The following is a 26,264-nucleotide window of genomic DNA, read 5'->3' as shown; positions in this document are numbered from 1 at the left end:
TCACGTTACATTCATTCTTATCTTTCATTTCATTTGGATTCAACTTATTTATTCAACTTAGCAAGGAATCTATTTTATGTAATACCTCTCCAATTTTTTCACCATGAATGATATGATCTGCGTAACGATCTAATGGCGTGTCGTCAAAGTTAATCATAATGAGTTTACCACCACGATCCACAACTTCCATCGGCAAATAACTTGCTGGCATCACTTGCAGTGACGTTCCTAAGACAAGCATGACGTCTGCTTGTTTCGCAGCTTGTTCCGCTTTTACATAATTCTCATCCAATCCTTCTCCGAACAGTACAATATTTGGACGAATGAGTCCTGTCACACATTGGTCACAAAAATATGTACGCTCATCAGAAGTCAACATATATCTCTCTATACCATATGCAGTATCGCATTGTTGGCAGCGTAAACGCAACAACGTACCATGCAGTGGAAATACTTCGGGATCACCGCATGCTTCATGATAGCCGTCTACATTTTGCGTAACAATACTAGAAATATAGCCTTTACGTCCCCAATCGGCTAATATTCGATGGCCTGCATTGGGTTCATGTGTGTTCACTTCCTTAATTCGCGTTACATAAAAGTCAACAAACGCGTGAATACGTTGCTGATATTGTGTATCACTTTCATTGAAAGATTGTGGACGTATCGTATGCGTACTCGCTATTTCCATGGGATCTTTTCCAGCCCATAACCCGTTGTTACTGCGAAAATCTTGCAAACCACTTTCCGTTGACATGCCTGCACCTGTTAATACGACCGTTTTTTTCGCATTTGTAATTACCTGTGCTATGTCTTCGTAAATAGCATTAAATTTCAAGTTGAACGCCCTCCTTTTTGTTATCATACCACGATTTTGACCGTGAAAATTCTCTTCCATCTCATGATATACTAAGAGATGAAGGGAGTTGAAGTATTATTATGAACGAATTTTTCACTCATCTTGATCATGTTCAACTAGCCATGCCCAAAGGAAAAGAAGAAGAAGCAAGGTTGTTCTATGTCAATCTATTAGGTTTTGTGGAAATAGAAAAGCCAATTGCTTTACAACATAGAGGTGGAGTATGGTTCAAATCAGGTCATATTGAACTTCATTTAGGAGTAGAAGACCACTTCATTCCTGCAAAAAAGGCTCATCCCGCGCTACACGTTCATCACCTTGAAACGTTGATACATCATGTAAAAGAACAACAGATCCCTTACATCGAAGATAAAAACCTACCCTTTGCAGATCGAATCTATTTGCATGATCCATTTGGCAACCGAATCGAAATGATAGAAAGACATGTAAAATAATTTTAAACATTTACTAAAATATTATAAATTCTACTAAAAAAATAGTGAACATTTTCCGATAAAAAATCAAGTAGGCAACATAGACTTGATTTTTTTGTTTACATAGATATGACACATATATATAAAAGTAATAGATTTTTCACTTTATTTATCCAATGTTCAACAAATATAAACTATATTTTAACCATAATTATCCTATTTTGTATAAATGAATCTTTTAATACAGCAACAATTATTTTATAATTTTAGTGTTTCTTGCCGAACTTACTAAGTGGAGGTAATACCATGTATAAAAAAGTAAATAATAATGAAATGTTAAAACAATTTTATGAGATTAAAGATGCTTGTTGGACAGAAGCTGGATATGAGATCGAACATCACGAGCAATCAGAAAAATACCTCATTTATACGAATGCCGGTATTGCAGGAGGTACTTGTGAGTTTACTCCCTATGAAAAAATGAGAGACGAGTCCAAACATGTTTTTAAACAAGCTTATGATACATATCCTTCCATTTTTGAAGTGGACGGATTTGCTATATTACCTGAACAAAGGGGAAAACTAGCACTCATAGTTATGAAACTCATTGTTGATTACGGTGAAAAACATGGACTAACCCATTGTGTTTCGTTAGCAAGCGAAGAAGTGTATTATTTAGTGAAAAAATTAAATTTAATGGTGGACAAAGTAGGTGAAAATTTTATCTATAAAGGTGGGTTAACAATACCCATTGGCTTTGATGTACAGGATGTATACAGCAGCAAAGAGAACCGCCGTTACAGATGGATGCGCAAGACAGTAGCAATGAAGTAAAGGAAGACATGCAAAACATTTATAAATAACTTGTTTCTTTCCGATATGTAAGAAAAGGAGGTGTTCTCATGTATAAACTAGTAAATAACGAAGAAATGTCACAACAATTCTATCAAATTAAAGATGCTTGTTGGAAAGAACAAGGGTTTGAAATTGAACATAATGAAAGATCAGAAAAATATCTTATGCTGGTGGACAGCGATACGGCCGGTGGTACATGTGAAATAACACCGTATGAGAAAATGAGAGACGAGTCTAAGCAGCTTTTCAAAAAAGCTATCGATACGTACCCTGCTATTTTCGAGGTGGATGGTTTTGCTATCTTACCAGAATACAGAGGTAAGTTAACGCCTGTGATTATGGAAGTGGCCATGGACTACGGTGAAAGACATCAGATGACCCACTGTGTTTCGTTAACGAGTGAAGAGGTTTTTTATTTGCTAAAAAATAAATTAAATTTAATAGTAGAGATGACAAGTGAGCCTTTTATGTATAAAGGAGGCAAAGTTATTCCTACGCTGATCGACGTCGCACATGTATATCAAAATAAACAAAGTGAAAGGTATCGTGATAAGTGGATACCTGAACCAGTGAAAGCAAAATGAAGTGGAGGTTTCTCAAGTTGAGTGGAGCAGATCATGCAATATCATTATCGAAAAAAAGAAACATTTGGTGCATTACCGTATTTGGACTACTCGTAACATTTACACAGATTTTTAATTTTTTTGTTCAAAAAGATATTATTTCCATACTACAATTAATAGGAATAATGGTTGTTATTATCCTACCGTTAGCATTCGTTATATATAAAAATATTACTTTGTTTAAAACTAGTTTATTAAAAACACATCAAATTATAAAATATGTAACGGTAGCTATTATTTCTGTTTTTTTAGCACTAGTTATGATTAACGAACCACATATTATTAATCTTTTATTCTTTTTTGTTTTTGTTTCTATTGTAAGTATATATCAAGATAAAATGATTAATGTTTTTAGTTATGTGATTACTTTAGCTTTAATTTTAACTTATAACGACAGTATAGTAAGTTCTAACTTATCTGATTCTGATATCCTGTATCTTGTCATGCCTTTTTCTTTTGTTACACTCGTTACGTTATTGCAATCTAGTTTTAATCAAAAGATGCAAGAGGATCTACAAGTTCAGAAAATGAAAGCAGAGAAAAATCAAGAAGAGTTGAAAGTTGTACTAAGTCATATTAAATCTTCTATTGATTTAGTTAAACAATATCAGCAAGAACTAAACAGTGATACTGAAGTGGTTAACCAAGCGGCAGCCGACATCTTTGAATCTATTGAGGACATTTCCAAATCGTATGTTGTTCAATCTGATCAAACGGAAGCTATTTATATGGAAATGGAAACGACAAATGAAAAAGTAGATGATATGACGCACTCTGCTGTACAGATGAACAACTACATTCAATCCACAAAAGATGCAACAATAGAAAGTGGAGAGCGTATACAATTGCTGGAAAATGATCTTGAAGCATTTAACAGCAATATCGAAACGACCACGAACATCATGAAGAATTTAGAGAATAGAACGGAATCTATAGAAAAAATTATTACAACGATCTCTGACATTGCTTCAAAAACAAATTTATTGTCATTAAATGCATCGATTGAAGCAGCAAGAGCAGGAGAGCATGGAAAAGGGTTTGCTGTTGTTGCAACAGAAATTAAACAGTTAGCGGAATCCTCTAAAGAAGCTTCGAATAACATTTCAGAAATGCTATTAACGATTAGAACAGATACGCAAAAAAGTTATGAAATTATTTCACGTTCTCAACAAGATATCGTCAAAAATCGTGAGGGCATGGGAGAAGTAAAAGAACTTTTCGACACGATCACGACGCACATGGAAAACTTCCATGAGAAAACGAGAAGTTTGCAAGAATTTATTACCAACGTACAAGCGATGTTGCAAGAAGTAGGCGCAAAAGCAGAAACGAACTCGGCTATTACACAGCAAAACAAAGCAGGCATTGAACAAGTACGGAATTTAGTCATGAATCAAAAAGAAGGAATGGAAAACATCTATACCAAGTTTAATTCACTAGAAAGCAAGCTTTCTGAACTTAATGCATAAAAAAAATCAAGTCCCTTATAAGGGACTTGATTTTTTTAAAATGAAATAATGAGTTTTCAGATATCATACAGGAAGTCTGAATTAATATCTTTCACTATGATTGGAATGCTTTGCTTGCTTTTGTACGATATATTGAATGGTATGCTTGCGAATAAATTCCATCGGACCATATTTGAAATGCTTGATGATAATTGGTGCTAAGTAAAGTTGTACACATGAAAGTGCAATCCAAATACTAATGATTTCAATACTATTTAGTTTGCCTCCTAAACTCAATCCCCAACCGTAAAATATAATAGAGGCTATAATATTTTGTAATACATAGCTACTTAATGACATTTTACCAACTTCCCCAAAACGATACCACAACCAATTTAACTTTGTAAAACGAATGAAGAAACTCCACATGCCAATATAACCTAAAGATAATATTGGGGCGAATAAATAACGTGCAGGGTAATCAAAAATGCCACCTGGAACAAAAATTAAAAGATTTAGTGGTAACCCTATGAAAATACCAATTTGAAATAGTTTTTTGCGTTTATGGCGTCCGTTTTCATCTTGTGAGAATACACCATGACGCATAAACTTCACTCCTAATAAAAATAAAAATATATTCATAGGAATGATGACAATAGACTCCAGTCTATAAAATAAAAAATTATCTAATCGATATTGTATTTGTTCAAACCAAGAACCGTACTGATAGAGCGATGTTAGAGTTTTAGAATTAGTAAGTGTAGTGTCAATGCCACCCAGTAATATAGCAATTACAACTGAAAGTAACATGAGAACATGAAAAGTACCAGTGATAACCATCGCTTTATTTATTACTGACTCCCCAGCTCTGACAATAAAAGATATAATAAGTGCAGTTACAGCATAACTCATTAAAATATCATATTCCATCACTAATATGTAGTGAATACAACCTTCTACGAACAAAAATGCAACAGTCCATAAGTAAATACCAGGCCAAGCATTACCTTTCCTAATCGACTGCTGATACTTCATTTCTAAACCAACACCAAACATTATAGTCAACAAACCTAATAATTTTCCATTTACAAAAAATAAAACAATCATTCTAAGCAAATCATTGAATGACCACCATTCTGAATAGTTGCTAGTAGAAATAAAAGAAATATCTCCAAGATGAGCAAAAATCCAAATATTAGTTCCCAATGTTCCCAAAATAGCAAATCCACGTATCATATCAATTAGTGGTAGTCTCTTGCTCTGTTGAACCAAAGAAATCACTCTCTCTCCTAATAAGTTATGTTCTGTTATAAAAATTACAAAAACGAAAGTTGTGAAGAACTTGATAAATATAGGATATGTAAGCAATTACAAAACCAATCACAAATGATTAAACGTATTAAAACAATACACTATTTCATTAATTTAGTAAACAGGTTTCAACATAATGTATTGGAAAATTTTAAATAATAATAAAGAATTTATGCCTATTATATCGTTTTTATGTTAAATAATAACTTTTAAATCTACATTTTATTACAATTTTTTATCTACTGTATTCATTTATGCTGATATCGTACGAGACAAAAAAAATCAAGCACCAATGGTGGTGTTGATTTTTTTGTTTCTGCGTTAACATTTTCTTAAACACATGTTATATTAAATATACTAAACGATGAGTAAAAGCAAAGAGGATAAGCCCTATTGAATACATAATAGAAAGAGGTAGATGATTTGACTACAACACCACCAGAACATCAAAATCCTTTCGCTTCAAATCCTTTTGATTCCAATGCTCTTTCCACAGAGCAACCTTTCCAAGGAATGAGTGAGGCCCCAGCAACGTTAAACGATATTCCAGTAAAACATTCCAAATTAGGGATAGCTTCATTTATTTTAGGCGTGCTTAACGCTATCGTTATTATGATTATTTTAAGTATTGCAACGTACTTTACTTCTCAGGAGCAATTAATTATTAATATGCAGCCAGAAGAACAACAAACAGATTACATTGTGACTGGATTTGTGTTTATCATTCTATTCTTAATGGGTTTCCTCCTTACCATTACTGGATTAGGGCTAGGGATAGCTTCATTAGTAATAAAAAACACTAAAAAAGTATTCGGTATCATTGGAACGGTAATGGGAGGAGTACCAGTAATCATGTACTTATTTCTCATCTTGTTAGGAATTTAGCAGAATCCTTAGTCATATGAAGATAGGATTACATTACTTTCTCTGTTTAATTTTTTCGATGGAGTCATCATCTGGAGTAACTAACCCTGTAAATTTCTTATCTTCGGATAATACAGCTGTCGTTTCTTTTCTTTCTCTATTTCGATAATACACCATATCGATATGTTTGGATTGTTGAAAAGATAAGGCAAGTGCTTTTACAAATGCGTGATAAGTAGGAACAGTATGATCACCAATGTTGATGACGATATCTCCTTTTTTTAAGCCTGCTTTAGCAGCAGGCCCATCTGAAAATACTTCCATTAACACATTACCTTGTATCGTTTCATGATCTAGCCCTTGTCTCTTTAATTGTTGTGCACTTGCAGTATAATTACAAACTCCCAATCGAGGATAACCGAAAATATCATAACGTAAATCTAATCCTAGCTCCAATACATTCTTTAAATTAAATAAAGACTGTTTCCAGCCTAATTCCCCGCAATCTTTTAGCCACTGCATTAACTCATGCTGTTCATCGTATCCTTCCACCGTCACGACCACTTTTGTCATTTGATCCATTTCATATAATGAAAATGTGGTGGTCAATTCGTAATCAAAATAAGTGTCATCTGCAAATAACGTTCGGAAGTGGTCTTTTAAGCGAAACACATGCGGGGCTTCACTAATGATACAGGTCGCTTCATTAATCATATCTCCGATAACTATCTCCACTTGTTCACCAGCTTCAATGCAGTCTTTTCCATTTTTTGTTGTCACTTTATCCGTCAAATATCCGTTCATTCCTTCTGGTGTAGCGATATACCACCAAATAAAATCTATACTAGATTCAATATATATAGAAGTAGTAAACTTACTCTTATTTTTTAACATGATTTCAACCCCCATTCATTCTATTCTCTTTATTATGTAGTAGTAAGCCGCTTACATACTAGGAATTAGCTTACCATCTCGCGGCAATGAAAGCTGAGTAATACAAACAACAACGAGACTATAATGTGGTTAATCATCGCACCTCACCATTTGCAATCATAGGAGGGATTAACGAAACATGGACAAAAAAGAGATCATATTTCAATTGCTCAGTAAGGACGGTTGCGGCACATTACCATATGAGCAAATACATGACGATCAGAATATGTATGATATCGGATTTGATTCCTTACGCTATATGGAATTTATTGTACTACTAGAAGAAACGTTAGAGATTACGGTTCCAGATGAAATGCTAGATATTCGTGCAGATGTAACGTTAAAAGATATCGTTACCATGGTGTCCCATGCAGAAGCCTAGTGTCGATATCGTTATCCCGATATATAACCAGTCACTATCCCTTCAATTAACGTTAGAAGGTTTTACGAGACAAACCGCATCCATGGATAACGTCAACATTATCGTCGTTGATGATGGATCGCAAGAAGATCTATCCCACATCATACAGTCATTTCAATCCACACTACCGCTACAATACTTTGCTCTACCTCGAAGTGGAAGAGCAGTTGCTAGAAACACAGGTATTGAAAAAGGTACTGGTGAAATGCTCATTTTTTGTGACGGTGACCGTATTCCTTGTGAAACGTTTATAGAAGAACATGTTACAGCACAAACAAAAGCACAGGACAAAAATCAGTCACTCCTAGTCGTTGGACAAGTAGATGAAATGTACGTTTCTCATTTAGAGCAAAACATGGATAAGGCTAGACAAAATGCAATAAATCAGCGACATCGTCGCACTCCGCAATATTGTAAATTAATATATAATCTGTTTGATCAACACGGTAACACCACCTCGCCAATTGCATGGTTAAGCACGTTGACAGGCAATTTATCTTGTGCACGTGCATTATGGGAAAACATCGGTGGATTCGATCCTCTTTTTCGTGAATGGGGATTTGAACATTTTGAATTTGGATACCGAGCGTTCTTGGAGCACACCTCTTTCGTGTATTGTAAGCAAGCCATCAACACCCATATTGCTCATCACAGAAATAACGACATGTATATCCAACACATAAAACAAAGCCATGCTTATTTCTATGAGAAGCATGCAACGACTTCCATAGCAAAACTGCTTGATTTCATGTTAGGGACTTTAAGCTTAGAACAATATGAAGAGCTAGCAGCACAAGAGGTGAAACATGCTATCCCGATGCTAAATCCAAATCAGCAGTCTTTTGTACGTATTCAAAATTTTTAAAACAGAAAGGTGTTTGCTTTATCATGAATAATAAACATATGACGGACATGCTTCCCCATCAATTTCCGTTCCGTTTCGTGGATGAAGTCACAACATACATAAAAATGAAGAAAATGAACGGTCACTTTGATCCATCCTCTATGTATCCTTATCTCGGGAAACAACCTGATGTACCATCGACCATCATGATAGAAGGCCTCGCTCAACTTTCCGTGTTATTTGCACAAATGGAAACCAAGCCGCTGGAAGATAACGAATTTCCCTTATTAGGAAAAATAGATACAAACATTATTAGCACATTACGCTGGGATCAGACCGTTAATTATGCATTAACACCAATACGTATACTCAGTAAACAAGCTGTTTTTTCTGGTTTAGTAACAGACAGTGATGGACAGCGCATCATTACAGCTACGCTTGGGGTAGCGATTGGAAAAAAAGGAGTGGAATTATCATGAGAGGGGAAGCCATATTACCATTCGAGAAGCCTTGGATCATGTTCGACCAGCTGCTTACGACGGATCTCCAGTCCTTACCGGAAACCATAAGTATAAAAAACATTAGCAGTAGCGACATGTTTTTAATCGGTCACTTCCCTTCATATAGCATCTTTCCAGGTATGCTGCTTGTAGAAGGAATGAAGCAGTCTGCTCAAATGTGGTTAAGTCAAGGAGACGGTACACAAGCACAAAAGTGGATAGAAAAAAAGATCAAAGCACGTTTTCTACTTCCCGTAGGGCCAGGAGATCAGGTCCATTACGTGTTTAAGAAGAAAATAGAAGATCATGACGATGATGAACAAGTCATTACGATTCATGCTGAAGGGTGGGTAAAAGAAAGTAAAGTCATTCAGGTCACCTTATCGTTGTGTCAAGAAGGAGGAGGATAACGTGAGCGAAGAACGTTTTGTAGAGATCGAAGATATGGGGGGGAGGTTGGCAGGTGTATTACATTTGCCAGATACAGTCAACCGACCGTGTCCCGTCATCGTATACTGCCCAGGAAAAAATGGGGAACGCTACGAAGTGCATCGACTTGCCGTCAAATTCGCACGTGTATTAGCGAAGCAAGGCATCGCTTTTTTACGATTTGACTATTACGGACTTGGATTAAGTGACGGAAATTATTATGAAATGACAACAGAAACGAAAATATCAAATGTGATTACAGCATATGAATGGTTGCAGACTTGCCCAGAAATCGATAATCAAAAAATAACTTTCTTAGGTTTTAGTGATGGAGCAAGGATTGCCCTTATGGCCGCCAATCGCTGTAATGTCGAACACGTTATGCTTTGGAGTCCGCTGTTTTACGAGTTCAGTGGCAATCTTCCTGGTAAAAAGAAGCCTCGTTTTCAACGTCATCACCGCGCTTTACAATATTTAGTGATGCCATGGGTAGGCATGTGGATCAGTATGGACTTTTATTCACACTTATTTTCCATTGATTTAGACGATGAATTGCGGAGGTACAAAGGAAAATCCATCGTCATTTATGGAGATAACGACCCGCTTATTCAAGAGGAATTTAAACTAATGGAAACAAATCAATATGCTGTTTATGCCAATGATCATGAACATCCTGTTTACTGTGTAGCAGGTGCAGGACACTTATTCACTTCCGTTCCGTTAGAACAAAACATTATGGACTTCTCTAGTCAGTGGATTCAGGAGCAATGGAAGTGATGAGATAGGAATGATAAATGGATCATAAGTTTCATCTAGAACATGACGATATGCAAGATCGTAATACAGGTATGAGTTGAGGAGTGATATATATGTGGAGACAAGCTAGATTCGGTTCAGATCAAAGCATTGTCGGGATAGTGGAACAACCAACGACGCTGACCTCATCTGTTCCTCTAGTTGTCAGTTTTCCTGGCCTTGGTCAAGCAATGAGCGAAAAAAATTACTTTTTCTCCAATTTGCGAAAAAGGTTGGCAGAAGATGAACAGTGGATTGTTCAGTTTGATTATGTCGGAGGAGGAGACAGCGAAGGAGAACTAGGAAGTGCATCCATTTCCTCTATGGTAGCAGATGCATTAGAAGTATTAGAAGATGTAACGCAAAGAGCATCCCCACCTTGCATTTATTTAGTCGGTCATGCACTTGGTAGTATTGTTGCACAGAACGTCGCTTTACAATGGGAAGCAAAAAACAACATTGCTTGTTATCCGATCATGGTATCCCCGCCAATAGCTCCTTTACCGCATTCAAAACATCTTTTCGCTGAAGAAACATTATCCCTACTAGCTGAAAAGGGCTTTTTGGATTCTAAATTGCTTATCCCAGGAGACGATTACTACACGTTGAGTGATTTTAAAGCAGAACATTTGGACTACGTTACGAAGCTAGGTGCACACTTGCTATATTTACACGGTCAATGTCTGTCCCACACACTAATAAAAGAATTAGATGCATTAGATCCGATTGACTTGTTTCATCAACACCAACGCGACATTCATATTATATACGGCAGTGAGCTTGCTGAGCAGTACGAACCAGCTTCCCACATCGATCACGCAGTTTGCTATACGTTCTCGCATGGCTCTCACTTTTTCAAACACCCAGCAGCCATGGATGAGGCCATTGAAATCATTCGTTCTATCATTCTTAAACCAGCATGTCAGTGCCAATGCAACCATCATGCTTGTAAAGATAAAACATCGAAATCTTAGCTTTGTTTTGGAGGAGGTAAAATGACAAATACGTTGTTAGCACAATTGCGTCGCAGGGAAAAAATAGATTGGCGTTATCCAGACGAATACGGATTCAGTGAAAGAAACTTAGACTGTCTTCAGCTCTCTATATTAGAAATACTAAAATGGAAAGGGGAGAGCAATTTATTCCCTATATTCCTTGATGCCTTTGATTGTCGTGCAGATGGGCTCCTTTTAAGACGAACACTATCATGTCTTCAACACGGCTTTAAAATGATCCAGTATCCCTCACTTTCAAGAGAACAAACACCACATCTACTGCGATCTTTTATGGATGGGGAAGGGTACGCACTCGTACATTATAAAGCGTACTACGCTCCTTTTTCATCTTATTATAAAAAACACGATGTCATCCATTGGGCCCTGATCATAGATATGGATGAGGAATATATTACGATAATTGACGATGCTGGAAGTAGCGCATTCTTCACTCATCATATGGGTAAAATTCCAACCTCATTATTTTTTGACACGTTCACCGACCCTATCGTAAGTGGGGGCATGGCTATTGTGAGGGAAACGGAAGTCACGATGTCTGATGCAGATCATATAAACAAACTACTACAGCAATCGGTAAAGCAGATGATGCATCAAGACGGATTGCAACAATTACAAGCTTATGTCCATACCGTTTCGCAAACCTCTTCCACAGAACTTATCTCTCATTTGGACATGCTAGAATTTGATATTCATTATTTTCGTAGATTAAGAGAGTTATGGTCTACCGCAATCGAACAACGTGTTTTACCTAACAACAATCACTTACAACCTTTAGCCATACTGTTACAACAAGTGTGCCAAAGTTGGGCTTTTATCGTTGGTTTGCTTATCAAATGGAAAGTACAGACGAACAAAGACTACAAACCGAAGCTCGTGAGCTTACTGCATCAAGTATTGGATGATGAGCAAATGTTATTTCTCACCATGCAATCTGTAGTAGAGGAAAAAGCATAAAAAACCGTTGAATTGAGCATAGCAGTTCATAGCAATAACCTTTTAAAAGCATGTAAGGCGAATTTTTTTTAAAAAAAGGGGAAAGGAGGTTTCAATGGCCAACATCCTAATTGTAAGCCAATGGTTAATGGGACATGTCATCCCTATTGCTGGTGTAGGAGCCACGTTAGTGAAACGAGGGCACAAGGTGAAGATGATGGCAAGTGAAACTTTTCAAGCCGTTATTGAACAAGCAGGGATGACATTTATCGAAGTGGAACAAGGAAGATATCCGCAAAAGTTTATGGATCGAACGTTGCAAGAATGTGAAGAAAAACTACAACATACACACATTGATCTCGTCATTTGTGATTCTGCGTTAGCACCGCCAGCGTATTGGGCAGAGAAACATCACATTCCTTGGGTCAGTTATCAGACATCCATATTTTGGCCTGATCAAACGATGCCTGGTAAAACAGCCTTTAATCATCGCATGCGGACGTTATATGAGAAAGAACTCAATACATTGCGGCAACAGCATGAACTTCCACTGCTAGATCATCCATTTCGTACAAGAGGAGATGGGGCAGGGTTATCTCCTTATCTACATGTATTGATGTGTTTACCAGCACTTTTTCCTGCCAATATGGAGCTGCCTCCTCACAGTGTAATCGTAGGCCCTTGCGCTTATATGCCACCTCATTCATCTTCTCATTCCCTTACTAACTGGAAGCAAAAAATAAATGAATCCCAACATCCACATATTGTCGTCTGTACTTCGTCTGCACCTAAAGACGGCTACAGAGAAGGAATGGATCGTTATATTATCACTGCGATAGATGCTTTCTCACATCAACCCGTACAGGTAACTATATTGGAGCATGAGCCTCCAAACATTTCTCTCCCAAGTAATGTGCATTGGGTAAACGATGCAAACCCAAACCATCATCACATTTTCCCCTTCGCAGATATCATCATTACCCACGGAGGATTAGGCACGTTGCAAAAAGCGATACAGCATCACGTACCTTCCGTCATCATTCCACTCGGAGAAGATCACCATCTTATTGCAAAACAATGCGAATCTATCGGTATCTCATCCTTACTACAGTTAGAACAACTAACCCCTTTTACATTACATGCCGCGGTACATCATGTATGGAATCAGAACAAAGAAATGAACCATTTTAAATCACTGAAAGTAACGTCCTGTGAAGAAGGCAATGAAGCCAGTGCAAACCTAATGGAACAACAATGTCTACAAATAAAACCACGAAATTAAAACGTTGAGGTGATAAACATGATAACACAAGAACAAATGGTGGATATCGTAAAACAAGTAAGCGGAGACCTTGAAGTGACCATGAACAGTACGTTTGAAAAACTGAATATGGACTCCACCAACATTGTCGAAATACTAATTGAAGTCGAAATGGTCATGGATATGGACATTTTAGATTCTAATATTAATTTATATGAAATGCTGTCCGTTAAAGATATTTACAATTACTTAAAAGAACTAGAAGAGAAGTAGAACAGAACTAGAACAGAACTGGATCAGATTTATATAAGATAAAGAAATGATAGTATACACGTTTACGCTTCAGTAACCAACAGTAGAGGCTGTGATGTAGAAATATCTCCATCATATGCATAGATGAACCATTTTTTATAGAAGAGGGGAGAGGAGAATAGATGCAGATAGGGAAATTAGCGATATACGAACCACAACAACGCTTAACCGTAGAACAGTACTACAAGCAGCAACACATTACTTTAGCAGAGAAGCAATCGTTAATAGAAGCTGGAATCCATTCCATCCCTATGGCTTCCGATGTTACGGCTTATGATATGCTAGAACAAACGGTGGAGAACATGCTACAACATGAAGACATAGCGGTGGAAAATGTTCAATATGTGATGGTTCCTTATCTTTATTTCTCCTTTCCACACTCTTTCAATCTATTTTCAAAACTTCGCGAAAAATTCCAGCTGCATCATGCTATGTTTTTCTCGCTAAGAGATTTGCTCTGTGCAAACGTACTGATGTCGCTTCATGTTGCAGCAGAAATGTTGTCTTCTCCCACATCCTCAGACGAAGATATCGGGTTGATGGTGACAGTAGAAAAAACGATGTTAGCTGATCAAAGATACGGTGGAGGCTATTTTATGACCGCCGATGGGGCAGCAGGGATAAGCATGGGGAAAGCACTTGCTGGAGATACGTTCATTGCTTTTCATGCTGTTAGTGATACCCGTACGATTCAACAAGGGAAGATGAAAAATGGCAGGGACGACGTACCGGATTATTTTTATTACGTTAATCTGACTAAAAATATGAAATACGCACTGCGTAAAGCGTCATTAACGATGGACGATATTGCGCTTATTATTCCAAACAACATCACAAAAAGCACGTGGCCACTATTATCACGGATGATGAAAATAAGTACGGAACGCTTTTATACCGATGGATTACAAGAAAGAGGACATATGAACAATGCAGATTTGTTGTACAATTTACATGATGTAAGAAGCAAGAAACTACTGAAAGAACATGACTATTACATGTTATTAACGCTAGGGAATGGAGGGGTCATTTGCTGTGCGATATGTCAGCGAGGGGACACTGTATATGAGTGAAGTCCACCTATACGAGCAATACCAACATGAACGAAACCTTTCCAATGTGGAAACAACGTTATATGCTGAAATACTACATCAATACGCTTTCGATGCACAGGACTCTAGAAAAGATCTTACCAGCGACACCAACTCCTCACCTTCAGATTCCACAGCAACAGCTGCCCCGCTTTATTTCCCACATGAACCTTGTGAACACATTCCATCGTTACATAGCAAAATGAAACAAGCACAAGCATCCATAGCATCTCCACATTATCTCATATGCTGTTATGCCGCCTATCCGCTAACAGATAAACTAAACGCCCTGTTGTATATGCACAAACAGATGAAATCGCATAAAACTACCCCGTTATCTTTTAGTGACAGTGGAAACCTTAGTCCCCTTATTGCGCTGCATTTTGCAGAAAAAGTACAACAAAACATATGGATGATATGTATGGAACAAATAACGACGACAGAACCGTCTTACTTTCCGCAAGCTTATCCCAAAGCAGATGCGTTGTCATTACTACAGTTCACGCCTAATGTTGGAGATGGTGCAGCGTGGCAGGTGCTTTACTATGGCTTGGAACAGTGGGACCATACAACATTATGTGAGATAAGAAATGAGCCATCCACCTTATTCACGCATACTTCTTCCTTTATTACTGACATGCTAGCAAAAGGGAACTTAGAAAAGCAGCAAGTGACTATCATTCCACAAACACTTTCGCCTGTTTTTACTTCTGATTTAACTTCACTGTATCCCCACGTGTATACCACTTCTGCATCTATAAACCGAGGTACAGCAGATCCATTGTATCATCTTGCCACATTACCATTACCAGACTTACCTACCGATTCCAACATCCTACTGCTTTTGTTTGTAGACGAGCATTTTGGAGTAGGGGGCATGATGTTAAGGAGAGTGAATGATTAATGTCCTTTCGTAAAAATATGTTACAAGCATTCCATGTCGATGATGATGCTGCAAGTATAGCGTGGCTTGCAAACTTTGAAGTGGAAGACAGTTGGAAACGTGATCATGTCATCGGGCTCCCAACCTTTTCATCCAAAACAAACTACCATCTACTCATGGCTGAAATGGCGCTGTGGTTAGCAGCTCCTCAAGATATCGTGCTACTGGCAAGAGAGCCAGACCCACATTTTCTAGATTACTTGCAATCCCTTGGCTGGCAGCTCCCACACATTCAGGTCATACCTACAGAAAATCAGCATTTTTCTACGCTTACCCCATATTTTTTACATAAACATATCGCTCATTTCCCCGTTTTGCAAGCGTGGAGGGAACAAGCACAACAACCTTATTTATTATCACACGGGGTATCCATGTATGAACAGCAACTTGCAGCGCAGTGGGACTTGCCTCTCTTAGCACCGACTACGGAAAGGATTGCGGAAGTGAACAGCAAGAGCTACAGTCGGAAGTTATGTCATCAACTGGCTATTCCACAAGTGGAGGGACGTCTCATCACTTCTATAGATGAATTGGAACGTGCTTACGAAGAAATGCATGCTTTTTTACCAGAACAACACCTTGTGCTAAAAGAAAGTATGGGAGTGTCAGGAAAAGGCTTGTTACAAATTAAAGAAGAGCAACATTTCAAGCAAATGATTCGTTGGCTAAAACAAGCGGTGCTTAAACATAAAGAAGCGGAAATCGAATTTGTTCTTGAAAAGTGGATCAACAAGCAACAAGATCTCAATATTCAATGCATTATTGATAAAGATGGAGAGATCAGCGACATGGTCATCTTGTCTGCCATCGTACAAAATGGATCACACCAAGGTCACGTCTATCCACATGGACTACCTCCTGCATTGGAAAAAGCGTGTGAAGCACAAACAAAAAAAATAGCGAAAGCATTATATAATGAAGGATACTACGGTGTGATTGGTATAGACAGCATGATCGATGAAAATGGAACACTGTATCCTTGCTTAGAAATTAACGCCAGAATGAATATGTCCACCTACTACACTACAATATTCCACCAATGGATTAGAAAAGATCAACACGTTCAAATCCTACCTTTTGCATTACAAAAAGTTGGTCAGCTCTCTTTTGCTGAAGTAAAAAAGCGGCTACAACCCAAATTATTTACACCTGGAAAATCTGGTATTCTCATCTGTTCCTTTGCTTCCGTAAATCCACAACTAGATGTAAAACAAAGTAATAGAGGGAAATTATTAACCATGCTCATTGGTGATTCAATAGAAGAATGTGACATGTTGAAACAGTTTTGTGCATCCGTTCTTACTGAAGGAGATGATTCCCGTGACTGATCCAATCATGAAGTTCAATACAGCGCATTACATTCAACTCGCAAAAGAATACGGTACTCCGCTCTATATATACGATCAATCTGTCATACAACAACACATATACTCTTTAAAACAGCATCTTCATCCCGCAGTGCAATTATTTTACTCCATGAAGGCCAATCCAAATCCTTCTATCATAAAAACGATCTATGAAGAGCAAGTCAATGTAGAAATTTGTTCTCCTTATGAGCTGGAGATTGCGCTTGCAGCAGGGGTTTCACCACGTCACATGATGTATCTCGGTCCGAATAAAAGTGAAGAAGAAATAACGAGTATTATAGAAAAAAATATTAAATACTTTATCGTTGAGTCCATACAAGAAATACAAACGGTACAACGCATTGCGAAAAATAAAAACATAACGGTTTGTATCGGTATACGGTTCAACCCAAAAAGTAGTGCACACGGGGCAAGGCTAAAGATGGGAGGGACTGCGAGGCAATTTGGCATAGATGAAACGACACTGGTGCAAACCATTAGCACGGCAAAATCGTTGTCACATGTTCACATTTGCGGATTACACAGCTACCATGGAACGCGAATTTTAAACGCAGACACGATTGCCGACAACATGAAAAATATTTTGCACATTGCAGATCGATTGCAAGTGGAACAGCATATTGAGCTGCAATATGTTGGACTTGGCGGCGGCTTCGGCATACCTTATTACGATAAAGAGTCACCACTTCCATTAGCCCAACTTACAAAACAAATCACTCCGGAGATAGAAACTTATTTACAGCGATACCCTAACACACAATTGTTAGCAGAATCAGGTAGGTTTCTCGTTGCTCTATCCGGTACGTATGTATCTCAAGTACGCTATCTCAAACAATCTCAATCTACGCATTTTGCCATGATCGACGGGGGGATTCATCACCATGCGGCAGCTGGTGGTGTGGGGATGATTCGAAAGCAACATTTTCCTATACAGTTGCTTACAGAAAATGATAGAGACAGGTCCAATCATAAAGACTATCATATCGCGGGACCGTTATGTACACCGGATGATGTAGTGGCAAAAAACATTACACTGCCTGAACTGCGTGTAGGAGACTATATCGCTATCACACATTCAGGGGCTTACGGTTTAACATTTAGCCCTATACTGTTTCTCAGCCACCGTCTTCCAAGAGAAGTCCTTATCTATCAAGATAAACATGTTATGATCCGCGATCATAATGAATATATGTTTCCTACCATTAGAACGTTGTAATGGTAGTTTTTTTTAGAATAATGATAATACTATTGTGAAATTTAAACAGTATCGATAGAATAATAGAAAATAGGATGATGCTCATTACCAAAAAACTTTGATCTAAATGAGGTACATACATATGGAAATCGCTTCAACATCACTCTGGAAACAACCTAACTTCATAAAGTTATGGCTATCCCAAGTGTTTAATTTATTAGCACAAATTTTACTTGAGGTTGTTTTAATTTCCCAAGTTTACTATATGACCAATTCTGTACTTGGTGCTTCATTAGTGCCTGCTTTAACTTCCATCTCCGTTTTTTTAGGAAGTTTATTCGCTTCCTACCATATTAATAAATTTCATTTACAAAAACTATTGTATAGCATCGGCTGGATAAGAGCTTTCATCATGATTCTGTTTATCTTTATTTCACTGCTATCTATATCCAATAGTGTGTATATTTTTCTTATTCTTCTTTTAAAATTCATTCTATCTTTTATGGGGTCGTGGTATGGTCCAGCAAGGTTTGCTATATTACCGTTAGTTGTTTCTCGTCAACAATACATAAAAGCGAATGGCACAATCACCATGATTCAGCAACTCATTATGACTGCCGGTTGGGGTTTAGGATCAGCTTCTTTGCTCCTCTTGTCTACTACACAACTTATGTTATGTTCTTGTATTATGTTTGTAGCATCTGGAATGCTGATTCATTGGTTAAAGTTCCATAAACAGGATCAACAAGCTCCAAAAATAAAAAAGAAAGCAAAACCTAGCTGGAAAATAGCGCTGCAATCTCCCATTATTCGCTCTATCACGCTAATGGATATGGTAGAAGGACTTGCCAACGCAATCTGGTCATCGGCATTGCTATTAGGATTTACTACAATTGTATTGCAAGAGACAGAAGCGTGGTGGGGCTTCATTAACTCTGGCTATTTTATCGGTGCTATTTTGGGAAGCTTCGTCGTGGTCATATACAGTAAGATTGTGCAAAATAAAATAACAACCATGATCGCAATAAGCGCTGTCGCTATGGGGGTACTTACTTTTTTATTTTCCATTTCAACATCCCCATTGATCGCTGTCATTTTATGTGTGTTAATGGGGCCGATGTATCAAATTAGAGATATTGCACAATCCACGATTTTACAAGATGTCATTCCAGAAAATCAACGAGCTAGCGTGATGGCTGCTAGAAATATGGTTCTTTCACCATGGAATGGTTTAGCTATTATCATCATGGGGTTATGTTCAGAATGGATAGGCATCCAATATGTATTTATGGTGGCGGCTGGTCTCTACCTCATGACAGCTGGTATTGCCATAGTACAACCACAACTAAAAAATTATCGTTATAGTAGTGAAGATAATTCCACAGTAAGCGAGTGAACTACAAAGCAATATCAAAAGAAAACTTTGACATGTATCTCAGTATAGTACATGTCTTTTTCATGGTGAAAATGCATAAAAAGCAATACTTTTCTCAAAATATGTCTTATATTTTTCTTTTTCAATGATACATCCTGTGTTAAAATATAAACTTCACAACACTGTATATAAGGATGAAGAAATAATTAGACGCAAGTTTACGTCGCAGTAGCCAGACGTAAAGGTTGTTATGTTGAAATTTCTCCATCTTATGTATAGTGGTAATAAGTTGCTTGAACAAGTTCATTCAACTTATTTAGACATCACTTTCTTCTTTATTCATTTAAACCGTTAATCAACAAATGCATCTAGGGGGTACACTTTAATGGAATCAAAACAAATGTGGGGGACAAGGACGGGATTTATTTTAGCAGCAATTGGTTCTGCAATTGGGCTAGGCAACATATGGCGGTTCCCTTACATGGCTTATGAGAATGGTGGCGCAGCATTTTTAATTCCTTATTTTTTCGCACTTATTACGGCTGGTATTCCAATTTTAATTCTTGAATTTTACATTGGACATCGCATGAGGACTTCGGTTCCTAGCGCTTTTGAGAAATTAGGTAAATTCGGTTGGCTTGGTTGGTGGCAAATTGTTATTTCTTTTGTTGTCTCTACTTACTATTCCGTAATTATCGCTTGGGCTTTACTTTACTCATTTTTTGCTGTAACAAAATCATGGGGAAGTCAGCCCGAAGATTATTTAATGAATGATTTTCTTGGGATTACAAATACGGAAACGTGGAGCAGCAACTTTTTGGGTGGGTTTCAATGGCATATTCTCATCGCCCTTGCTGTCGTATGGGGCTTAGCCTTCATCATATTACATGGTGGCGTTCGCAAAGGAATTGAGAGAGCTAACAAGATTTTTATGCCGATGCTGTTCGCTATTATTCTTCTTATTTTATTTCGCAGTGTAACGTTAGAGGGAGCAGCAGTAGGTCTCAACGCACTATTTTCGCCAGAATGGGGACAAATATTGAATTCCTCTACATGGATCAGTGCGTATACGCAAATATTTTTTAGTCTTGGTATTGGTTTAGGAGCTATGATTACGTATGCAAGTTATTTGCCTAAGAAATCGGACATTACGAATAATGCGTTCATGACGGCATTAGCTAACTGCGGATTCAGTCTTCTTGCGGGAATTTCTGTATTCGGTGCATTAGGGTTTATTGCACAACAGAAAGGGATGCCACTAGATGAAGTGGCGACAGGTGGCGTTATTCTTGCTTTTTCTGTCTTTCCTGAAATCATCAATGCAATGCCAATGGGGAACATCATTGGGGTATTGTTTTTCGTATCGTTGCTTTTTGCCGGTATTTCTTCTCTTGTCTCTATGGCCGAGCCGTTTATTTCAGCGTTGGGAGATAAATTTAACATCAAGCGGAAACATGCTGTGAATTGGACACTCGGTTCTACTGCACTCATTAGTATTTTATTTGCTACTGGATCAGGATTGCATTTATTAGATTCCATCGATAGAAGCGTCGCTGTATTAAGTCTCAGCATAACAGGATTAATGATGGTTGTCATGATGAGTTGGAAGCTCAGACTGATTCCAACAGCACGACATTACGTAAACGAAGTATCTGACTTTTCTCTAGGTAGATGGTGGAGTGTATGTTTAGTCGTCTTAACACCACTCGTGTTAGGATACAACGCGATCATGACGCTTATCGGAGATATTCAACATAACTATGAAGGGTATCCGAATAGTTTGATCTACACTAGCTGGATTGTCGCTATCGCCATTCTATTTGTCGCTTTATGCTTTCATTTCATGAAACGTAGTGAAGCAAAGTAAATAATGCATGCACCAAATAAACGAAATGAAAGAAACGCAGCACCTCATTACTTCGTACGGAAAGAAGTAGTTAGGTGCTTTTTCATTTCATTTTTTTCCTCTCCTGTATGTGAAAAGAAACAAAGAAAATATTACACTAAATAGTCATCTAGTGATAAAATTAAAAAAGATATTTATTTTATTACGAAGATGGAGTGAAGACTGTGAAGAAAAACTTATTTTTATGTAGTATGTTGATGGTATCTTTATTTTTATTTAGTGCATGTAATGCAGATGACAGCAAGACGGAAAATGATCTCAACGATAATGTACCTCCAGTAGAAGAGGTAAAGGAAGAAAACGATGAAATGGTAGTTGAAAAAAATTGGGTTCAAATTCAATATGTCATGGAACTAGAACCTTCTGATATAGGTGGAGTTCCTGAATATATAAGTCCTGTTGAAACTGCAATCCCGTTAGGTAAACAAACATTTCAGTTATATTTTGCAGAAGCAATGGATACGGAATCCGTTGAAAATACGATTAAAGACAATTTTTTATCCAATGATATTTCAAACTATACCAATATTGCTGAAGAGGAAAAGAAGGAAAAAACATCGATTAAAGAAAAAGCAACGTTACAATTTACTTGGACTGATGAAAAAGAATTATCTTTATCTATTGAAGATATGCTCGAAGTACCAAAACTTCATCAAGCCCCATTGTATGAAATTAACGTGACAGGAGCGAAAACGAAAACAGGAACTATGTTACCAGAGTCACCCACTTTTCAAGCATTTGTAGTAGAAGATCATTCCCAGCTTTGGAGAGTCTCTGTAGACGGTACAACAGTAGAGCAAGTATCTTCTTGGGAAGAAACAAATAATGCCACCAGCATCATAGACGATCAAACTATCATTTTAGCTAATCCATTAGAATATGTATGCTGCCATGTCCAACTTCCTCATGCTTTTTATGTTTACAATTTTCTTACAGAAGAAAAGACTGAATATCCGCATGAAGAAATAAAATATTATAATGTCATGACCAATTATGTAGGCAGTAGTCCATTCATGGCCAATAAGACAGGATTTTTCTACGCTAAGACTGAAGCATCTTCCGCTAATGAAAGCAATAATGACGTTGAGATTGATGTAAATGGATTTATTCATGGCGCTGTATTTAGCAAAAATAAAGAACATATTATTATGGTAATTGGGGATTCCAAAGAAGATGTTACCGATTTAAAGCTAGCCATTTATTCTATTGAAGAAAATAAAGTGGTCAATCCAGAAACTACACTTGCAGGAGAAGTTCCTTTAGGTGTGGCTTATGGATACAAGTATCCAGTTTCTATTTATGATAACGGAGAAGTCGTTACTATTACGATGATGAATGAAGAGGATAGAATATATTACGATTACAGTTGGGAAAACCAAGACACAACAATCAAGTCATTCCCTTTTGAAGCTGAATTATATGACAATATCTTGTTTTCCGAGTCTGACGATAGAAAATATCAGTTGTACTGGGGTTACGGCATTTATAGTGGTGAACATAAAATTGCTGATCAAGGTGACGAAAATAAAATTGCTGATCAATACGATTTATTTTGGGTAAAAAATGCACACTATCTTGTTTATTTGGAAAATAATATGGATGAAGATGTTGTAAAACTTATGCTATACGATGTGGATCAAGATGAGCAACAAACGTTGCTAACAATGAAGCAACAAGGCTATTATAATGAAGTCCATGTGATAGGGGTAACAGAAGAGTGGATCTATCTTTCTGGTAGATTAATCGTTCGTTAATCTTGATCGTCGTGCTTTAGCACAAAATATGAAATATTAAAATAAAGTCATAAATAGAATGTAATATTCTGTTTTATGGCTTTTTTATTTTCAACTAACAAAATAGGTGTTTCTGGAATAGATCATCTTTACTTCTACAAAAAAATGATAGTATACTAGTTACATATATTGGTTTTTTTGTAGGGATGTGTTGTCGTGTATATAGAAACTTTAGGAGAATTATTTAGACAATATAGGAAAAAACAACATATTACGATGAATGAGTTGCAAGAGAAGATTGGCATTAACAAAGGAGTGATTAGTAAGTTAGAAAATGGAGAAACAAAAAGACCGGAATTAAAAACGATGTTTACCATTTCTGATGCCTTACATATCCCACTCCATGAGGTTATCTATAGGTACGTAGAAGTAGAAAAACGTCCAACAATGCTTCATGAGGTACTAGTTAAAAGTATAAAACTTGGAAACAACATGGACCTGATAAAAACCGTTACCTTGGCATATTTATCATCAGATCGGCACGAAACAGAAGACGCACTCGCTACTTTATATGAATTTACCTCTACAATCCATACACAAGAAATACAACTTGTCCTGTATAACAGCATAACAGAATATGCAAGATTAAGAGGTATTCCACCTTTTATCGCGAAAGGACTTTTGCAAATTTATTTTATTACTCGATTAGATCTACATACGAAAGAAAAAACATTCGATAAAGCAAAAGAGATCTTGTATTACATAGATTTTCTCTCTCATGCAGAAAAAATTCTTTTTTACTTCCGCATGACGTTACATGCCTATGGCATTAAAAAATATGAACAATCCATTGCATTTTGTAAAAAAGGTCTACTACTCGAAACAGAAGATACTGAATTGAGAGCCAAAGCCCATGGGACGTTAATTAATGCCTATTTCGAATTACAAGAGTACGAAGAAGTAGAGAAACATTTGAATCAATTCGAACACTACAAGCATGATTTTATTCATGAATGTGCATTGTACACAAGAGCCATCGTGAAAGTGAAAAAGAAAGAATACGAAATAGCTATACCACTATTAGAAAAAACATTAAATGAAATTAGCAAGCCACAACGGCTTTACGTCGCTAATGAATTATTGACCATATATACCGAGTTGCATCATCAAGAAGCGATGCAAAAGTTATTTAGTAAAGAAGAAGCAATATTATCTTTCTTAGAACACCCAGAAGCGACGAACGAACAATTAAATATCGGGATGTACTACGAATTTAAAGGTAATTTTCAAATGAATCAAGGCCAAATAGATGAAGCCATGAGCAGTTATACGAAAAGTATGGAAACGTATGAAAAAATAAATGCAACCGAAGAGATGAATGCACTGCAATATAAAATTATTTTGCAAACTTTGTGCATCAACCGTTGAATGGTATTTCTACACATACTACGATAGATGCCAAATGCCCATCATAACAGAAAACTGGGCTAAGACACCTTTAATTACCTGATAAACAGAATAAACTATGTACAATGATAGAAAAGATTAATGGAGCTGTGGGAAATGAAGAAAGAAACCTTAGGAGAGCTAGTTAGAAGACATAGGAAGCAGCAAAACATGACGATGGGACAGGTGCAAGAAATAACAGGAATGAGTAAAGGGGTGATTAGTAAGTTAGAGAATGGAGAAACAAAAAGACCCGAACTCAACACTATTTTTACTATATCAGATGCATTGCACATCCCTCATGATGATGTGATAGATCGTTATGTCAATGTAGAGCAACGCCCGCATATTCTTCAAACGTTGTTAGTGAAAAGTATATCGATTGAGAACAATATAAATTTGGATCTAGTAAAAAAAGTGGCATTAGCTTACTTACAATGTGATAGACACGAAACAGAAGATGCCCTTGCATCACTCTATACATTTACTTCGACAATAGACCAACGTGATATAAAGCTGGCACTTTACGGCATCATTACGGAGTATGCTAGATTAAGAGGTGTTCCACCATACATTGCAAAAGGATTGCTGCAAGTTTATTTTATTAAGCGTCTTGACATCCAAAAAGATCAAATAACATTTAATGAAGGGAAAGAATTATTACACTATATTAACTTTTTAAATGAAGAAGAGCAAAGTGAATATTATTTTAAAATGGCTATACAAGCTTATGCATTAAAATTATATGAATATTGTATTGAATTAGTTGAAGAAGGATTGAGCTTGCCTCACACAGTCCAAACAGAAATTGAAGCACGAGCATATGGTACAATGATTAATGCTTACTTTGAATTAGAAAATTATAATGAAGTTAAAGTGCACCTTCATATTTTTGTAAGATATAAATATCATTTTGTTGAAAGTTTCGTTAGATCTTGTTACAGAAATCTAAAAGTCGTTACGAAAGATTACGATGGTGCAATTCCAATGTTAGTGAAAGCTATAGAGGCATCAAATCAAGAACAACGGATCTATGCCGCTAATGATCTAATACGCATATACATAAAAATTTCTGCTTCAGATCACTTATACAAACTATTGAAACAAGAAAAAGACTTTTTACCTATAAATCCACGTATCCCACCTCAATATTTTGCTATTGCACAATACTACGAATACAAAGGGAACTTCCAAATGCAACAAGGTTTACGAGATAAAGCGATGAGCAGCTATACCAAAAGCATGGAAGCTCTGCAATATATAAACGCAACCGAAGAGATGCACGCGCTTCAATACAGAATTATTTTACAAACTTACTTAAATATGAACCGTTAAACATTTAACTCGTAGGTTTTTCATTTAGATAACGGAAA

The 26,264-nt window shown here is 36.9% G+C and carries 26 protein-coding genes; 23 read left to right on the top strand and 3 right to left on the bottom strand.

Annotated elements, in window-relative coordinates; translation table 11 throughout:
• Positions 1–52: 52 nt before the first annotated feature.
• The gene (locus D1Z92_RS09575) at positions 53–838 is read right to left on the bottom strand and encodes an SIR2 family NAD-dependent protein deacylase (RefSeq protein ID WP_240666646.1); all 786 of its coding nucleotides are present in this window, start codon (positions 836–838) and stop codon (positions 53–55) included.
• Between the two features lie 101 nt (positions 839–939).
• Between D1Z92_RS09575 and D1Z92_RS09570 the strand changes: the two genes are divergently transcribed.
• The 4 genes from D1Z92_RS09570 to D1Z92_RS09555 all read left to right on the top strand — a co-directional run bounded on the left by D1Z92_RS09570 (position 940) and on the right by D1Z92_RS09555 (position 4,240).
• On the top strand, positions 940–1,314 hold the full coding sequence (locus tag D1Z92_RS09570; protein WP_128895447.1) for a VOC family protein: 375 nt from the start codon (positions 940–942) through the stop codon (positions 1,312–1,314).
• A gap of 285 nt (positions 1,315–1,599) precedes the next feature.
• Positions 1,600–2,127, top strand: coding sequence for a hypothetical protein (locus D1Z92_RS09565; RefSeq protein WP_128895446.1), 528 nt, complete (start codon positions 1,600–1,602; stop codon positions 2,125–2,127).
• A 68-nt stretch (positions 2,128–2,195) separates the two neighbouring features.
• Positions 2,196–2,732: a hypothetical protein gene (locus D1Z92_RS09560; protein ID WP_128895445.1), complete on the top strand. Its 537-nt coding sequence runs from the start codon at positions 2,196–2,198 to the stop codon at positions 2,730–2,732.
• 17 nt (positions 2,733–2,749) lie between these two features.
• Entirely contained in the window at positions 2,750–4,240 is a 1,491-nt protein-coding gene (locus D1Z92_RS09555) for a methyl-accepting chemotaxis protein (protein ID WP_164931541.1), read from the top strand.
• A gap of 81 nt (positions 4,241–4,321) precedes the next feature.
• Here the strand turns inward: D1Z92_RS09555 and D1Z92_RS09550 are convergent, their stop codons facing one another.
• Positions 4,322–5,491 (bottom strand): DUF418 domain-containing protein, encoded by a 1,170-nt coding sequence (locus D1Z92_RS09550; protein WP_240666648.1) that lies wholly within the window; start codon positions 5,489–5,491, stop codon positions 4,322–4,324.
• Between the two features lie 462 nt (positions 5,492–5,953).
• Here D1Z92_RS09550 and D1Z92_RS09545 point away from each other — a divergent pair, with 462 nt between their 5' ends.
• Positions 5,954–6,415: a hypothetical protein gene (locus D1Z92_RS09545; RefSeq protein ID WP_128895443.1), complete on the top strand. Its 462-nt coding sequence runs from the start codon at positions 5,954–5,956 to the stop codon at positions 6,413–6,415.
• A gap of 33 nt (positions 6,416–6,448) precedes the next feature.
• On the opposite strand, the gene D1Z92_RS09540 is transcribed toward D1Z92_RS09545, so the two are convergent.
• Positions 6,449–7,288, bottom strand: a complete 840-nt coding sequence (locus tag D1Z92_RS09540) for a PDZ domain-containing protein (protein ID WP_164931540.1) — start codon at positions 7,286–7,288, stop codon at positions 6,449–6,451.
• Positions 7,289–7,466: 178 nt separating this feature from the next.
• Between D1Z92_RS09540 and D1Z92_RS09535 the strand changes: the two genes are divergently transcribed.
• The 18 genes from D1Z92_RS09535 (at position 7,467) to D1Z92_RS09450 (ending at position 26,226) form a co-directional block, all read left to right on the top strand.
• Positions 7,467–7,709, top strand: coding sequence for an acyl carrier protein (locus D1Z92_RS09535; RefSeq protein WP_128895441.1), 243 nt, complete (start codon positions 7,467–7,469; stop codon positions 7,707–7,709).
• On the top strand, positions 7,696–8,613 hold the full coding sequence (locus D1Z92_RS09530) for a glycosyltransferase family 2 protein (RefSeq protein ID WP_128895440.1): 918 nt from the start codon (positions 7,696–7,698) through the stop codon (positions 8,611–8,613). Before D1Z92_RS09535 ends, D1Z92_RS09530 begins: the two co-directional genes overlap by 14 nt.
• Before the next feature lie 23 nt (positions 8,614–8,636).
• The gene (locus D1Z92_RS09525) at positions 8,637–9,071 is read left to right on the top strand and encodes a hotdog family protein (protein ID WP_128895439.1); all 435 of its coding nucleotides are present in this window, start codon (positions 8,637–8,639) and stop codon (positions 9,069–9,071) included.
• Positions 9,068–9,502 (top strand): ApeI family dehydratase, encoded by a 435-nt coding sequence (locus D1Z92_RS09520; protein ID WP_128895438.1) that lies wholly within the window; start codon positions 9,068–9,070, stop codon positions 9,500–9,502. Before D1Z92_RS09525 ends, D1Z92_RS09520 begins: the two co-directional genes overlap by 4 nt.
• A 1-nt stretch (position 9,503) precedes the next feature.
• Positions 9,504–10,298, top strand: a complete 795-nt coding sequence (locus tag D1Z92_RS09515) for an alpha/beta hydrolase (protein ID WP_240666645.1) — start codon at positions 9,504–9,506, stop codon at positions 10,296–10,298.
• A gap of 92 nt (positions 10,299–10,390) precedes the next feature.
• Positions 10,391–11,290: a serine aminopeptidase domain-containing protein gene (locus D1Z92_RS09510; RefSeq protein ID WP_128895437.1), complete on the top strand. Its 900-nt coding sequence runs from the start codon at positions 10,391–10,393 to the stop codon at positions 11,288–11,290.
• A gap of 21 nt (positions 11,291–11,311) precedes the next feature.
• Positions 11,312–12,286, top strand: a complete 975-nt coding sequence (locus tag D1Z92_RS09505; protein ID WP_128895436.1) for a hypothetical protein — start codon at positions 11,312–11,314, stop codon at positions 12,284–12,286.
• 94 nt (positions 12,287–12,380) lie between these two features.
• Positions 12,381–13,547: a glycosyltransferase gene (locus D1Z92_RS09500; protein ID WP_128895435.1), complete on the top strand. Its 1,167-nt coding sequence runs from the start codon at positions 12,381–12,383 to the stop codon at positions 13,545–13,547.
• Between the two features lie 18 nt (positions 13,548–13,565).
• Positions 13,566–13,799, top strand: a complete 234-nt coding sequence (locus D1Z92_RS09495) for a hypothetical protein (protein ID WP_128895434.1) — start codon at positions 13,566–13,568, stop codon at positions 13,797–13,799.
• Between the two features lie 161 nt (positions 13,800–13,960).
• Positions 13,961–14,908: a 3-oxoacyl-[acyl-carrier-protein] synthase III C-terminal domain-containing protein gene (locus tag D1Z92_RS09490; protein WP_128895433.1), complete on the top strand. Its 948-nt coding sequence runs from the start codon at positions 13,961–13,963 to the stop codon at positions 14,906–14,908.
• Positions 14,901–15,830, top strand: coding sequence for a hypothetical protein (locus tag D1Z92_RS09485; RefSeq protein ID WP_128895432.1), 930 nt, complete (start codon positions 14,901–14,903; stop codon positions 15,828–15,830). The genes D1Z92_RS09490 and D1Z92_RS09485 overlap by 8 nt, the downstream gene beginning before the upstream one ends.
• On the top strand, positions 15,830–17,197 hold the full coding sequence (locus tag D1Z92_RS09480; protein ID WP_128895431.1) for a preATP grasp domain-containing protein: 1,368 nt from the start codon (positions 15,830–15,832) through the stop codon (positions 17,195–17,197). The genes D1Z92_RS09485 and D1Z92_RS09480 overlap by 1 nt, the downstream gene beginning before the upstream one ends.
• Positions 17,190–18,452: a type III PLP-dependent enzyme domain-containing protein gene (locus tag D1Z92_RS09475; RefSeq protein ID WP_164931539.1), complete on the top strand. Its 1,263-nt coding sequence runs from the start codon at positions 17,190–17,192 to the stop codon at positions 18,450–18,452. Before D1Z92_RS09480 ends, D1Z92_RS09475 begins: the two co-directional genes overlap by 8 nt.
• Positions 18,453–18,573: 121 nt before the next feature.
• Entirely contained in the window at positions 18,574–19,827 is a 1,254-nt protein-coding gene (locus D1Z92_RS09470) for an MFS transporter (RefSeq protein ID WP_164931538.1), read from the top strand.
• Positions 19,828–20,191: 364 nt separating this feature from the next.
• Positions 20,192–21,673: a sodium-dependent transporter gene (locus D1Z92_RS09465; protein WP_128895428.1), complete on the top strand. Its 1,482-nt coding sequence runs from the start codon at positions 20,192–20,194 to the stop codon at positions 21,671–21,673.
• A gap of 203 nt (positions 21,674–21,876) precedes the next feature.
• On the top strand, positions 21,877–23,466 hold the full coding sequence (locus tag D1Z92_RS09460; protein ID WP_128895427.1) for a hypothetical protein: 1,590 nt from the start codon (positions 21,877–21,879) through the stop codon (positions 23,464–23,466).
• A 195-nt stretch (positions 23,467–23,661) separates the two neighbouring features.
• On the top strand, positions 23,662–24,873 hold the full coding sequence (locus D1Z92_RS09455; RefSeq protein ID WP_128895426.1) for a helix-turn-helix domain-containing protein: 1,212 nt from the start codon (positions 23,662–23,664) through the stop codon (positions 24,871–24,873).
• Positions 24,874–25,008: 135 nt separating this feature from the next.
• Complete coding sequence (locus D1Z92_RS09450) at positions 25,009–26,226, top strand: helix-turn-helix domain-containing protein (protein WP_164931537.1); 1,218 nt, start codon at positions 25,009–25,011, stop codon at positions 26,224–26,226.
• The last annotated feature ends 38 nt before the right edge of the window (positions 26,227–26,264 follow it).

The organism is Longirhabdus pacifica, from assembly GCF_004115085.1.
Lineage (GTDB): Bacteria > Bacillota > Bacilli > Paenibacillales > DSM-105158 > Longirhabdus > Longirhabdus pacifica.
Note: the sequence above shows the minus strand (reverse complement) of the source record. Positions and strands in the feature narration are given on the sequence as shown.